Genomic DNA, 13,868 nt, shown 5'->3' with positions numbered 1-13,868 from the left:
GGCGCGATCACTCGACCGCCCACCACCCCGGCAGCCGCTCTCGCACGTCGCGGCGGGCAAAGCGGTCGTCCATCAGCACCACCGTGCCCTCGTCGCCCGGGCCGCGGATCACCCGCCCCGCCGCCTGCACCACCTTGATCAGCCCGGGGATGCGGTAGGCGTAGTCGTCGCCACGCCCGAAGCGCGCCGCCAGGCGCGCCTTGAGGGCCTCGTTGAAGGGGCCGAAGGGCGGCAGCCCCAGGGTGGCGATGAAGGCGCCGATCAGCCGATCGCCCGGCAGGTCGATACCCTCGCCGAAGGCGCCACCCAGCACCGCGAAGCCGATCCCCTGACCGCCCGGCGCGAAGCCGGCCAGGAAGGCGTCCCGTGCCTCCTCGCGCATGCCGCGGGTCTGGGCGCGCACGGGAATCTCCGGATGGGCCTCCTGCAGCCGTGCCAGGGCCGCCTCCAGGTAGGCGAAGCTGCTGAAGAAGGCCAGGTAGTGGCCCGGCCGGCGGCGGTACTGCCCGGCCAGTTCGGCGATGATGGGCGAAAGCGACGCCTCCCGGTCGCGCAGCCGGGTGGAGATGTCGGCGCGGATGCGCACCTCGAGCTGCTTGGCGGCGAACGGCGAGGCGACCTCCTGCCACACCGTGGCGGCCGGCAGGCCCAGCAGGTCCCGGTGGTAGTGGGCGGGGCTCAGGGTCGCCGAGAAGAGCACGGCAGACTGCGCCGCCGCGAAGCGCGGCGCCAGGAAGTCCGCCGGCACCAGGTTGCGCAGCCCCAGCACGGCCCGGCCGCGGCCGTGACGGGCCAGGTCGCACAGCGAATGCTCGCCGAAGGACTCCGCCAGGCGGGTGAAGGCCAGCGCCTCGAAGAGCAGCTCCTGGAGCGCAAGGGAGGCCTGGTCGGGGTGTTCGCCAAGGTGCTCGGTGATGGCGCTGGCGACCCCCTGCAGGGCCGCGACCATCCCCTCGGGCAGGCCGTCGAGCACGCGGTAGGTCGGCCGGCCCGGCTCGCCGGCCTCGCCCATCCCCGCCGCCTTGACCACTGCCTGCCACTGCCGGGCCAGTCGCCCCAGGGGGCGCGCCAGGGCCCCGGGAGCCTCACGGCGCAGCCGGGCGAGGCGGCGCTGGTCCAGCTCGGCGCTGTACATGCCCCGGGCCCGTTCCACCAGGTTGTGGGCCTCGTCCACCAGCAGGCCCAGGCGCCAGCCGTTGGCCCGGGCGAGGCCATGCAGCAGGGCGTTGGCATCGAACCAGTGGTTGACGTCGCCGACGACCACGTCGCACCAGCGCGCCAGCTCCTGCCCCAGGTAGTAGGGACAGACGCCGTGGTCGAGGGCCACCTCGCGCAGCGCCTCGCGGTCCAGCCAGCCACGCGCCACGGCGGCCTCTCGCGCCGCCGGCAGCCGGTCGTAGAAGCCCGCCGCCAGCGGGCAGGCCTCGCCGTGGCAGGCCCGGTCCGGATACTCGCAGGCCTTGTCCCGGGCGGTGAGCTCCAGCACCCGCAGCGGCCGGGCCTCGGCCGCCCCGCCACCGAGCACGGCCAGGGCATCCAGCGCCAGCCGGCGCCCCGGCGTCTTCATGGTCAGGAAGGCCAGGCGGTCGAGCCCCTGGCGGGGCATGGCCTTGAGCAGCGGAAAGAGGGTGCCGAGGGTCTTGCCGATGCCGGTGGGCGCCTGGACCAGCAGGCAGCGGCCGGTACTGGCGGCCTTGTAGACGCTCTCCGCCAGGTCGCGCTGACCGGGACGGAAGTGGTCGTGGGGAAAGGCGAGTTCGCCAAGGGCAGCATCACGCCGCTCGCGATGCCGGGCCTCCTGCGCCGCCCAGTCCAGGAATCGCCGGCACTGGGTCGCGAAGAAGGCCTGCAGTTCGGTGGCGCTCGCCTCGCGGGTCAGCACGGTCTCGCGGCCAGTGGTGATGTCCAGGTAGACCAGCGCCAGGGTCAGCGAGGCGAGGCCGCGCTCGGCACACAGCAGCGCGCCGTAGACGCTGACCTGCGCCCAGTGCAGGGCCCGCTGATTGTCGGCCATGCGCTCCAGGCGCCCGCGGTGGGTCTTGACCTCCTCCAGGCGGTTGGCCGCCGGGTCGAAGCCGTCGGCGCGGCCGCCCACCGTCAGCCCCTCGAAGGTGCCGGAGAGGGGCAGCTCGGCCTCGTATCCCCCGCCACGCCGCCTCGCCACCAGGGCATGGCCCGCGATGCCCTCCCGGGCGCTGGGGGCCGGGGTGAAGCGATGGTCCAGGTCCCCCTCCCGGGCGGTGAAGTCGCACAGTGCGCGCACCGCCACGCGATAGCCCGCCTCCCCGCTCATTCGCCGTCCACCGCCCAGCGCACATGGCAGACCGCGGCGGGGATCGCCCGGGCATGGAAGAAGGCCAGCCAGCGCCGCTGGTTGTCCTGCAGCCGGTCGCCGGGCCCCTTCACCTCGATCAGCCGATAGCGCGGCTCGCCCTGCGGGGCCTCGGGAAGGAACTGGATCAGGTCAGGAAGGCCGGCCCGGTTGGCCTTGAGGTCGCCGAGCAGCCGCTCGAAGCAGACGCGCAGGTGGGCGGCCGGCAGGCAGGCCAGCGCCCGCTCGAGCAGTTCCGCGTCGAGTGCCCCCCAATGCACGAAGGGCGAGGCCAGCCCCTGCTTTGCATGCCAGGTGGCGCGGATCGCCTCGCGATACTCGCCGGTCTCGAGCCGGGCCAGGCAGGCATCGAAGCGGTCGCGGCGGCGGGCCAAGAAGTCCTCGCGGTAGAGGTCCGCCGGACCGTGGTGAAAGGGATGGAAGAAGGCGCCGGGCAGCGGCGCGAAGAGCGCCTCCCAGCAGAGCAGGCCGAAGAGCCCGATGAACAGGCTGTTCTCCACGTAGTGCACCGGCGCCGCATCATCGTGCAGGTGGTCGCGCACCGCGGCCTCCACCGGACCGGGCGGCAGGGTCAGGGTCCACTGCCGGGGGGCCGGCTCTCGCGGGAAGGTCCGCGGGGCAAGCCCCAGCCGGCGACGCAGCCTCGGCACCAGCCGTCCCAGCGCCTGGGCCTCCTCCTCGCTGGCCGGGGACTCGGCCAGGGGCTCGGCCAGGGCCAGGGCCGCGGCGGACTCCCCACGGCGCTCCAGCAGGCGCAGGTGGCGGATGCGCCCCTCGACGCTGCCGGTATGGCCCGCCTCCGGCCAGCCGGCCCGGGCATAGAGGGCAAGGGCCGGCTCGCCCTGCCCCTGCCGCTCCGCCTGGCGACCCAGCGCCACGCAGAGCCGCCGATGCCGCGCCGCCAGCCAGGCGTTGTCGGCCAGCGGCGCGGGCAGTTCGGCCCAGAGTGCCGAGACCGCCTCACCGGCCTCGAGCCGCTCGCGCAGGCGGTGCAGGGCCAGGTAGGCATCCACCTCGGCACGGCGCCGGAAGGCCCGGGAGTCGGGAGTGATCGCCACCGGCTCGAAGCGCTGCAGGCCGAGTTCGGTGAGCACGAACTCGGCCCAGTCCTGGCGCAGGTTGCCGAAGAACATCAGCCGCAGCCGGTCGCAGGTCGCCATCACGGCGAGGCGCACGACACGGTCCGGCGCCTCGGGCCACCAGTCGGCGAGCGGGCGAGGCTCGGCAAGCCGCGGCGCCAGTGCCTCGAACAGCACGGCCTTGCCGGTGGCAGCGGGCAACCCCGCGGCGGCGATCTCGCCGGCCAGGGCACGGCGCAGCTCAGGCAGGCGCAGCTGACGGAAGAGCTCCGCCAGGTCGAGCGCGGGGGCGGCCTCGACCAGGCCCGCCTCGACCAGGGGCGCGAGCGCCGCCTCGGTGTCGCCGATCTCGGGATAGCGCAGGCGCGAGGTGCGAAAGTGCTCACCCTTGCGCATCACCATGCGCACCAGCAGCGTCTGCGAGGCCTCGGGCAGGGCGGCGAACGCCGCCAGGAAGCCGTGCTCGGCCGCGTCCAGCAGGTCACCGTGACGCTCGGCCACCCACGCCAGCACGAAGCGGAAGTTCGCCAGGTAGTAGCGCGGGTCGTCCAAGGGCGCGGTGACCGGGGCGGCGGCAGGAATACTGTTCATGCATCCATGGTATCAGGGCCGAGGAGGCAGCGTCAGCGCGGCAGGTCCCGGGCCAGTTCGCGCACCACTTCGGCGGCGGGAACCTCGCGGCAGCGGCTGGCGTTCTGCCCGGCCCACAGCGGTGAGAAATCGCCACGCCCTTGCGCCTCGGCGGCGGCCCGCAGCGGGGCGATGGCCGCGGTGGCCAGCGGGAAGGCCGGCGCCGCGTCACTGATCGGCCCCAGCTCGCGCATCAGCCGGGTGACGATGCCCCGGGCCGGGCGGCCGCTGTAGAGGTTGGTCAGGGCCGTATGGCGGGCCGCCTCGCTCATCAGCGCCCGGCGGTGGGTGGCCGAGGCGCGGGACTCCGGACAGCAGAGGAAGGCGGTGCCCACCTGGACGGCCTCGGCGCCCAGCGCCAGTGCCGCCGCCACGCCCCGGGCATCGGCGATGCCGCCGGCGGCGATCACCGGCACCGCCACCGCCTGGCGGACCTGGGGCAGCAGCGCCAGGGTCCCCATCTGGGTGGTCAGGTCCTCGGTCAGGAAGAGCCCGCGATGGCCGCCGGCCTCGAGCCCCTGGGCGATCACCGCATCGGCACCGTGCGCCTCGAGCCAGCGCGCCTCCTCCACCGTGGTGGCCGTGGAGAGCACCGTCGCGCCCCAGGCCTTGACCCGTGCCAGCAGATCAGGCGCCGGCAGGCCGAAGTGGAAGCTCACCACCTCCGGACGGAAGGGCTCGAGGGCGTCGCAGGCCGCATGGTCGAAGGGACGCCGCCCGGCCCCGGCCGGCACCGCCTCGATATCGAGGCCGAACTCGGCATACCAGGGCGCCAGGGCCGCCTGCCAGCGCGCCAGCCGCTCGGGGGCGGGTGCGGGCGGCGTGTGGCAGAAGAAGTTGACGTTGACCGGCCCCGCGGTCGCGGCGCGCAGGGTCTCGAGTTCCTCCGCCATGGCCTCGGGCGAGAGCATCGCGCAGGGCAGGGCCCCGAGGCCGCCGGCCTGGGAGACGGCGATGGCCAGCTCGCTGCCCTGCGCGCCCGCCATGGGTGCCTGGAGGATGGGATGGTCGATCTGAAGGCGTTGCCGCAATGTCATCATGGGGTCTGGGCCTCGGGCTCGGCGGAGGGAGATCGCCCCATTTGCACATTGATCAGGGCGCCGAACAAGACGACGAAGGCCGACAGCCAGAACCACAGCATCAGTACCACCACCGCGCCGAGGGAGCCGTAGAGCTGGCCGAGGTTGGCGACGTGACGTGCATAGAGGGACAGCCCGCCGGAGCCCAGCAGCCACAGCAGGGTGGCGCCCAGGGTACCCACGCGGATCCACTCCCAGCGCGGGGTCTGCCGGTAGGGGCCGTAGCGGTAGAAGACGGCGATCACCGCCATCATCGCCAGCAGCAGCACCGGCCAGCGCAGCAGGCCGATGAGGGTGAAGAGCGGCCCCTCCAGGCCCATCATCTCGATGGCCAGGGGGAAGAGCGCGACGAAGGCGATCGCCACCTGGGTGGTAACGATCAGCCCCAGGGTCAGGGCCAGGATCATCAGGCCGCGCTGCCAGAGGGCGCGACGCTCGGTCTCGCCATGCACCACCGCCAGGCCGACCAGCAGTCCGCGCACCCCCTTGGAGGCGACGAACATGGCTATCGTCAGGCCGCCCAGGGCCGTGGCACTGAGCCCGGCCTGGGTATGTTCACCGATCTCCCGGGCCTGGTCCTGCACCAGCCGCGCTGCGCCGGGGGGCATCAGGCGGCTCACCTCGCCGATCTGGCGGGCCATGTCCTGGGGGTCGAGCACCAGCGCCCAGAGGGAGATGATGGCGGCGATCGCCGGGAACAGCGCCAGCATCGCGTAGAAGGCCACCCCCGCCGCCAGCATGGTGACCCGGTAGGCGACCAGGGCACGCTTCACCCGCCAGGCCATGAGCACCCAGCCGTGCAGGACCGGGGGCAGGCGTCGCAGGATCGCACGGACCGCCATGGCCACCTCAGGGCCGCTCCGCCGGGCGCAGCACCATGCGCGCATCACGGATCTCGATATCGAAGCGGTCGAGGAAGCTCATGCCCAGCAGGGCCGCCTCGCCGGTGAGGCCCGGGCTGATCGAGCCGCGCACGTCGTGGGCCTCGTAGCCGCCCAGGCTCACCGTCTCGAGGATAGCCAGCTCGCCGCGCACCCGGCCGTTGGCGGTGTTGAACCAGGCGCTGCCGGTGCTCTGGAGCCCCAGCCGCTCGGCGATCCCGGCGGGCACCGCGACATAGGTGGCGCCGGTGTCGAGCAGGAACTCCACCGGCTGCCCGTTGATGCGCCCGGTGGCCACGAAGTGGCCGGCGCGGTTGCGCTCCAGCACCACCGGCTCGCCCTCCCCCGCCGCGACATTGGCGAGATGGGCATTGGGGTTGCGCTGCGCCTCCAGGTAGCCGTGGAACCACCAGGCCCCGCCGCCCAGGAAGAGCACCCAGAACAGCAGCATCATGCCCAGCCCCGCACGGCGCGTGGCGCGCTCCTCGCTCATGACCTTCCCTCCCGGCATCTGCCCCTTGAGACCATCATGCCACAGCGACATTCCGCATCCGTTGAGCTAGCGCCCGTTGCGCGCCTCCCAGTCGCGAGCCGCCTGCTGGCCGCGGGCCTGGTCGACGAAGAGGCAGACCAGGATGGCGATGACGAAGAGCACCGCGCAGAGCAGGATCGACGCCTTGAGCCCCACCAGCGACTGCAGCAGCCCCAGGCCGATGATGCCGATCACCCCGGCGAGCTTGTTGGCCAGGCCCCAGAAGCCGAAGAACTCGGCGGCCTTGCGGCTCGGCGAGAACAGCCCCACCAGGGCGCGGCTGGCGGACTGGCTGGAGCCCAGGGAGAGCCCCGCCAGGCAACCCACCACCAGGAAGAGGTGCTGGGCCTCCCAGTCGAGCCCGAACCGGGCATGCAGGAAGGCAGTGACCTCCGGCGTGGCCCAGATGGCCAGTATCGCCGCCACCCAGAGCCCCAGGGTGAAGAGGTAGGTGACCCGGGTGCCGATGCGGTCCTGGATGAAGCCGAAGCCCAGGGCGCCTGCCGCCGCGGTGATCTGCACGATGATGAACATGATGTTGCGCACCGACTCGTCCCAGCCGATCACCTGGGCGCCGTAGATGAAGGCGAAGGCGATGATGATGTAGACGCCGGCCATGGAGAACAGCAGCGAGACCAGGAAGATGCCCAGGTCGCGGAAGCGCCTGAGCTCGTGCAGGGTCGTCGAGACGCGCTCCAGAGCAATCTCGCGGTAGGGCTTGCCGGGCGGCTGGGGCGTGCCGCGCTCCTTCACCCACAGGAAGGTGGGGATGGCGGTCACCAGGAAGAAGCCCGCCGCGAAGGGTCCCACCCAGCGGATGCGCTCGAAGTTCTCCGCCGTGGCCTCGCCTAGCGCCACCAGCGTGAAGCCCGCGGCGAAGAGCCCGCCCACATAGCCCAGCGCCCAGCCGAAGCCGGAGATCTTGCCCAGGTCCTCTGGCGGGCCGAGGTCCGGCAGGAAGGCGGCGATGAAGGACTCGCCCATGGAGTAGGCGTAGTTGGAGACGATGATCAGCAGCAGGCCGAGCACCACGTAGCCCGGCGCCACGAAGTAGAGCATGGCGGTGGTGGCCACCGTGGCCAGGTAGCTGACGAACAGGAAGCCCTTCTTCTCGGCCCGGTAGTCCATCACCGCCCCGCACAGCGGGCCGGTCACCACCACCAGCAGGTAGCTGACCGCCAGCGCCAGGCTCCACAGGAAGTTGGCCAGGCGATAGCCGTCGCCACGGTCGCCGACGATCACCGTGGTGAACAGCTCGCCGAACACCACGGTGATGATCAGCAGCGTGTAGGCCTGGTTGGCGAAGTCGAACATCGCCCAGCCGAGGATCTCCTTGCGCGAGGCGCGGGGAGTCGTCGGCACGGCGGCGGGGATCGGGCTCATGCGGGACGTCCCTGTGGCATCAGGACGTCACCATAGCAGCCCCTCCTGCCCTAGACGAGATCGCGGGGAATGGTCTCATCCCAGGTGCGTGCAAAGATCCGGGTATCCCCCTCCCAGGCGTCCAGCGTGGCCCGAATACGGAAGTTATCGGCATCAGAGGTCAGCAGGGTGCGGGTCAGGGTGCTGACCTCCCAGTCACCGCGCTTGAAGCTGCGCTGCCACTCCGTCCAGCCGCTGACGCTGTCGTAGCTGCCGTAGGCGTAGGCATAACGCTCGGTGACCCGAGCGGCGATCTCCAGGTCGATATCATCGATCCGGTAGCGCCCTTCGTCGTTGATCACCTCCAGGGTGGTCCTGTCGTTGGCCAGGTCGCGGATCACCTGCCAGGTCTCCTGGGTCGGCTGCAGCAGCGTCTTGGCCAGGGGCGGCGCGCCCTCCGGCTCGGCGAAGGCGGGCAGTGCGGCCTCCTCCGAGGGACGTGGCTCGCGCCTCGGCAGCAGCAGCCGGCTGGCGCCGGGCCAGAGGGTGATGCGTGCCGGCTGCGGCGCCGGCCAGGCCAGCGGCCAGTAGCTGGTGGAGAGGGCCAGGCGGATGGCGTGGCCTGCGGCGAACTGCTGGGCGATGTGCTTGAGCGGGATCCTGACCCGGTAGCGCCGCCCCGGCTCCAGCGGCTCGGGGTGCTCATCGCTGTCGCGGTGGGTCAGGTTGAGGAGCCCATAGGAGACCCGGGTGGCCTTGTCGTCTTCGGCGATGTCGGAGAGGCGCAGGGCCACCATGGCCACTGGCTGGTCGGCGGAGAGCTCGAGCTCGACCATCGGCGACCCGCAGATCTCCAGTGGCGCCTCGAGGCGCGCCGTCTGGAAGATCAGCGAGCCACCATCCTCGTCGCGCTGGTCGTGGGGGAGGTCCGGCGGGGCATTGTAGGAGCACCACTTGCCGGCATAGAGACCGACCGACAAGGGCGAGCGGATATCCAGAACCGCCTCGTCGTCCTCGCCCCCCTCGCCTTCCGGCACCAGGTCGTGCCCTTCGGTGAGCCGGAAGGCCTCGGCCACGATGTTCGGCGAGGGCCAGTCGGGCTCGGCGACCCAGCGCCCGGGGCGCTCGTCATAGCGGGCCGAGGGCGGCACCGACTCCTGCATCCAGACGCGCAGCATGGGCTCGTCCATGATCCCGGTGTCGATGCCCTTGAGCCACTGGTCCCACCAGCGCAGCGACTCCTGCAGGAAGCCGATGGCCGGTCCCGGCACGCCCAGGTGCGGGTACTTGTGGGCCCAGGGGCCGACCAGCCCCTTGCGCGGCACCTCGAGTCCCTCCAGCACCCGGAAGACGGCGTTGCAGTAGCCGTCGGCCCAGCCGCTGACGGCATAGACCGGACACTGGATGCGCGAGTAGTCCTCGCACACCGAGCCGTGCTTCCAGTAGTCGTCGCGGCGCTGGTGCTCGAGCCACTGGGCCAGCCACAGGCCGCTGCCGTCCAGGCGCTCTAGCCACATCTCCCGCCAGCGCTCCCCCACCAGCTCGGGGTCGGGGGGACAGGCGTTGCCGTCGAACATGGTCGAGGCCCAGGAGAGGTTGTCGGCGAGCAGGCAGCCGCCCATATGGTGGATGTCGTCGGCGTAGCGGTCGTCGGTGAAGCAGAGGGTGATCACCGCCTTGAGCTGTGGCGGGCGCAGGGCGGCGATCTGCAGGCCGTTGAAGCCGCCCCAGGAGATGCCGATCATGCCGACGTCGCCGGTGCACCAGGGCTGGGCCTCCAGCCACTTGAGAATCACCAGGCCATCCTCGAGCTCGCTGGGCAGGTACTCGTCAGTGAGCACGCCGTCGGACTCGCCGGTGCCGCGAATGTCGACCCGCACCCCGGCATAGCCATGGCCCGCCCAGTAGGGATGGCTCTGGACGTCGCGCTCGGCGGTGAGGTCGCGCTTGCGGTAGGGCAGGTACTCGAGGATCGCCGGCACGGGATGGAGCTCGGCATCCACCGGCCGCCAGATGCGCGCCGCCAGCCGGCTGCCGTCGGGCAACGGGATCCAGGTCTCCTCCTCCAGGATCCGCCGGGGAAAGTCGTTAACGATACGCATGGTCCTGCTCTCCTAAGTCCCTTGAATAAATCCCTTGAAACCTGCTCCAGGCCGGCCGTGCTCAGCCCTGGATGTTGTCGTACTCGAACACCAGGCGGGCCGCCAGCCGGTCGTAGTCGGCGAGCAGCTGTTCGGACGATGACGCCCCCATCCAGACATAGGCCAGGGCATAGCTGTAGCTGTCCTGTTCGGGCAGCGCGGAGAGCCACTGCCCCTCCTCCACCTGGACAGCGATCATGGCGCCCGGGAAGTCGGCCTCGAGCGCGGCGAGCTCGTCCGGGGTGGGCACCCGGGTCACCCGGGCATCGGCGAAGAACACCCGGTAGAAGAACTTGGCGGCGATGGGGAAGGCCCCTTCGCGATGCGGCATGTCGGGGCGGTTTCCCAGCCCCAGGTCGATGGTGACCTGCTGGTGGCTGATGCCGTCGACCTTCTCGAAGAGGTCGCAGTGCGACTGGGAGATGCGCGTGTTGATCTCCAGCAGCCAGATGCGTCCCTGCACCTCGTCCCAGAAGTACTCGACGTTGAAGGCGGCATTGTCGTAGCCGATATGGCTCATGACGGTGCGGGTCAGCTCGACCATCTCGGCCTGGATCTCGTCGGGCAGCCCCGAGGGGTAGCGGTAGTGGAAGAAGCTCAGCACCTGAGGATAGCGCAGCGAGTCGACGATGCCGTAGCTCACCACCTCGCCCTGGAAGACGTACCCCTCCACCGTGCACTGCCAGCCGCCGATGATCTCTTCGGCCATGCAGAAGTGCCCGTCCACCGCGGCCACCTCCGGCGGCAGCTGCGCCTGCTCCAGCACCGTGTTGAAGGGGTCGGCGATCAGGCCGATGGCGTCGCGCAGCTGCTCGATGGCGTGGTAGAAGTCCTCGGGGGTGTCGATGCGAAAGCCTAGCCGCGAGCCCGAGGACTTGATCGGCTTGACGAAGAAGGGGAAGTAGAGCCCCGCCTCGCTGATCCGGTTCATCGCCTCGTCGTCGAAGGGGTCGAAGGCGGCGAAGGCCGGGATGTGGCCGGGAATCACCTCGCGCTGCACCCGGCGGCTCCAGTACTTGTGCTCGCACTTGAGCAGGCTCGTAAGCGAAGTGGTGCAGGTACCGAAGCGCTCGCAGAGGATCGGCAGCATGGTCGAGACCGGGAAGTCCATGTAGCCGACGATGGCGTCGATGGAGCCCTCGAAGGCCTCGAGCTGTGCCGTGGCTTCCGCCAGCATGGCGGCGATGTCGAACTCCTCGGTGTCGTAGACCGCCTCCGGGGCGATCACCCCGTGGAAGCGCCATCGTCCGGCACCGCGCAGCGTCTCGAGTCGCTGGCGATTGAAGTCGTTGAGCCCTACCACGAAGATGTTCTTTTCCTCGGCCATCACCCTGCCCCCTCTGTCGCGCGCCGGACCCGGCGCCTTCGAGCAGCATAGTCCAGTGCGGGCGGGATGCCGGGTCAGTCGTGCCGGTCGGAGCCGATGGCGTCCTCTCCCTCGCGGCCGCGCTGCAGGCGGTCGATGGCCTCGCCGCCCCGGCCGGCCAGGGCCGCCAGCCGATCGATCTGGTCGTCCAGCCGCGGCAGGGCCTCACGGCGATAGCGGGAGAGGTCGTCGATGGCCCCCATCACCTCGCCGAAGGCCTGCTCCAGGGCCTGCATGTCGAGCATTGCCGACGAGGCCCGCTGCTGGATGTCCACGCCCTGCTGGCGCAGCGCCCGTGCGGTGCCCCCGATCATCTCCGAGGTGGTGGCATTGATCGCCTCGACGCGATCCAGCACCAGCCGCTGGTTGGCGATGGCCAGGGCGACCGTGACCGCCACGGTCAGCGCCGAGACGGTGACGTTGATGGCACGGTCGACGCCACGCATCAGCTCGCGGTTGTTGCGGATGATCACCTCCAGCGCCAGCACGCCCTGCTGGCTGACTGCCAGCTGCTGCTGGAGGTCGACGATGCGCTGGCGCAGCGGGAACAGCAGCTCCTCCTCGAGGAAGCGCCGCTGGAGGTCTTCCTCGTCGCGGCGGGCGATGGCGGCCTGCAGCCGCTCGTCGATCAGCCGTCCCAGGGCGACCTGGCGCTGCAGCTGGATGTGGCTCTCGTGCAGCGACTGCTGGTCGTCGCCGAGGGTGAGGTTGTCGCGATGCAGCATGTCGCGCCCCCCTTCCAGGTCGGCGATGATCGCATCCAGCGCCTGCTGGGCCGTCTCGAACTTGCGGAAGTAGCGCTGCAGGCGACTGCCGGCCCCCGGCAGCAAGGCCAGCACGCGATCCAGCGGCCCGGGCGACAGGCGGTGCCGGGCCGGGTCCAGCTCCTGCATGCGGCCGCGCAGGTCAACCAGGGCCCTGGCCACGGGGCCGCCCTCGTCCCCGTGGTGGGCCAGCTGGCGCAGCGGCGTCTGCAGCATGGTGCTCTGGTGAGCGGCCTGCTGCTGCAGCTCCAGCCCCAGCTCGTCGATGGCGCGTCGCTGGCGCGCCATGGCCTCGGCATCGCCGCCGGCGACCAGCTCGTCGACGAAGGCATCGGCCTCGGCCGCCAGCGACGGGTCCTCTGTGCCGGCGTCCGGGCCGCTGTCGTCCAGCTGGTGGGCGATCTCCTCCACCGGTGGCAGCGACAGGCGGGACTCGCGTTCGGGTTGCTGGGTCATGGGCACCTCTCGAAGAATCGGGTCAGGGCGTGGGACGGGCCGGCCTCAGGACCGGCCACGCCCGTAGCGGTCGGCACGGGAGACGAAGCGGCGCAGCTCCTCCAGCGCCTGCTCGGTGGTGACCGAGGCCTGCGGGCGCCCGGTCTCGATGCGCGCCAGGGAGACGGCCGTGTCGTCGAGGACGGTCAGCGCCGATTCGTTGCGCGCGGCCAGCTCGCGCAGCCCCTTCTCGGTCTCCTCGAGCAGTTCCAGCCGCCGCACCAGGGCGGCACGCTCCTGCCCCCCCAGCGCCCGGCCCTCGCGACTCAGGCGGCGGCGCACGAAGTCACCGTCGACGTTCGCCACCCCACTGGCCCGGGAGGCCATGGCGTCGAGGGTATCCACCGCGGTACGGCAGACCTCGACCACCAGGCCCCGGGCGCGGGCGAAGGCCAGCTCGCCGCTGTCGAAGCGGCTCCCCAGCACCTCCAGCACATGGCGGTAGCGGCTATAGACGCGGTCGGCCTGCACCGCCAGGTCGGGACGGCGAGCGTCGACCAGCCCCTGCTTGGCCCGGCACAGGGCCAGCACCAGGTCGTCGGCATCCGCCGGTGGCCGTGCCGGGTCGAGGACCGCCAGGTCGGCCTCGTGGGCGTCACGCTGCTGCTGCGCCCGGCGTCGCGCCTCCTCGGACGCACGCACCGCCTGCCGGCGCTTCTCGCGCCGCCGAGCGAGCCAGCCGCGCAGACGGCGCTCCAGCGGCAGCGCCACCGGCACCGCCACCAGCCCGGCGAGCCAGCCCGCCAGGGTCGGCCCGAAACCGCCCCACAGCGAGGTCAGCCACAGCAGCAGGCTGATGAAGGGCACCACCAGGGCGTAGCGCAGGATGACCTGCAGGCGGCCGGGCGGCTCGACCGGCACGGCCAGGCGGGGATTGACCAGCCCCACCAGCAGCCACGGCAGGCAGGTCAGGAAGAGGCCATAGGAAAAACCCTGCAGGAATCCCAGCATGGGGATGACCATCCTTTATCCGTCGGAGGGAAGCTAGAGTAGCAGCGTGAGGACCAGGGCCACGACGCCCACCAGCAGGGCGATGCTCACTGCCACGACCACCACCCGGTCGAGCCAGCGATCAAAGCAGGCCCAGTCGAGCCGGCGCCGCTGGCGTCGACGGGTGGCACCGCGACGTGGCGCGCCGCGGCCGGTGCGGATGAGGGTCATGGTCGAAGTCCGATTTCACCATTGTTCCCTGAGCTTACGGCCTGCC

At 71.4% G+C, this 13,868-nt stretch carries 11 protein-coding genes; all 11 read right to left on the bottom strand.

Features of this window, described 5'->3' with window-relative positions; all coding sequences use genetic code 11:
• Positions 1-7: 7 nt before the first annotated feature.
• The 11 genes from P8934_RS01785 to P8934_RS01735 all read right to left on the bottom strand — a co-directional run bounded on the left by P8934_RS01785 (position 8) and on the right by P8934_RS01735 (position 13,822).
• The gene (locus tag P8934_RS01785) at positions 8-2,293 is read right to left on the bottom strand and encodes an ATP-dependent DNA helicase (protein ID WP_278032646.1); all 2,286 of its coding nucleotides are present in this window, start codon (positions 2,291-2,293) and stop codon (positions 8-10) included.
• Positions 2,290-4,002, bottom strand: coding sequence for a VRR-NUC domain-containing protein (locus tag P8934_RS01780; RefSeq protein WP_278032645.1), 1,713 nt, complete (start codon positions 4,000-4,002; stop codon positions 2,290-2,292). The genes P8934_RS01785 and P8934_RS01780 overlap by 4 nt, the downstream gene beginning before the upstream one ends.
• A 32-nt stretch (positions 4,003-4,034) precedes the next feature.
• Positions 4,035-5,081, bottom strand: a complete 1,047-nt coding sequence (locus tag P8934_RS01775; RefSeq protein ID WP_278032644.1) for a nitronate monooxygenase — start codon at positions 5,079-5,081, stop codon at positions 4,035-4,037.
• On the bottom strand, positions 5,078-5,962 hold the full coding sequence (locus P8934_RS01770) for a YihY/virulence factor BrkB family protein (RefSeq protein WP_278032643.1): 885 nt from the start codon (positions 5,960-5,962) through the stop codon (positions 5,078-5,080). The genes P8934_RS01775 and P8934_RS01770 overlap by 4 nt, the downstream gene beginning before the upstream one ends.
• 7 nt (positions 5,963-5,969) lie before the next feature.
• A complete protein-coding gene (locus P8934_RS01765) occupies positions 5,970-6,494 on the bottom strand; it encodes a retropepsin-like aspartic protease (protein WP_278032642.1) in 525 nt (174 codons plus the stop codon).
• A 66-nt stretch (positions 6,495-6,560) separates the two neighbouring features.
• Entirely contained in the window at positions 6,561-7,916 is a 1,356-nt protein-coding gene (locus P8934_RS01760; RefSeq protein WP_278032641.1) for an MFS transporter, read from the bottom strand.
• 50 nt (positions 7,917-7,966) lie between these two features.
• Complete coding sequence (locus P8934_RS01755; protein ID WP_278032640.1) at positions 7,967-9,997, bottom strand: CocE/NonD family hydrolase; 2,031 nt, start codon at positions 9,995-9,997, stop codon at positions 7,967-7,969.
• A 61-nt stretch (positions 9,998-10,058) separates the two neighbouring features.
• A complete protein-coding gene (locus P8934_RS01750) occupies positions 10,059-11,363 on the bottom strand; it encodes an ATP-grasp domain-containing protein (RefSeq protein WP_278032639.1) in 1,305 nt (434 codons plus the stop codon).
• 74 nt (positions 11,364-11,437) lie between these two features.
• On the bottom strand, positions 11,438-12,622 hold the full coding sequence (locus P8934_RS01745; RefSeq protein WP_278032638.1) for a toxic anion resistance protein: 1,185 nt from the start codon (positions 12,620-12,622) through the stop codon (positions 11,438-11,440).
• A gap of 45 nt (positions 12,623-12,667) precedes the next feature.
• Complete coding sequence (locus tag P8934_RS01740; protein WP_278032637.1) at positions 12,668-13,612, bottom strand: cobyrinic acid a,c-diamide synthase; 945 nt, start codon at positions 13,610-13,612, stop codon at positions 12,668-12,670.
• Between the two features lie 33 nt (positions 13,613-13,645).
• Positions 13,646-13,822 carry a hypothetical protein gene (locus P8934_RS01735; RefSeq protein ID WP_278032636.1) on the bottom strand — a complete coding sequence of 59 codons (177 nt, stop codon included), beginning with the start codon at positions 13,820-13,822 and terminating at the stop codon, positions 13,646-13,648.
• Positions 13,823-13,868 lie beyond the last annotated feature (46 nt).

The sequence above is a fragment of the Halomonas sp. CKK8 genome (assembly GCF_029625235.1).
In the GTDB taxonomy this organism is placed as follows: Bacteria; Pseudomonadota; Gammaproteobacteria; order Pseudomonadales; family Halomonadaceae; genus Halomonas; species Halomonas ventosae.
This window is presented reverse-complemented; position numbering and strand designations above follow the sequence as displayed.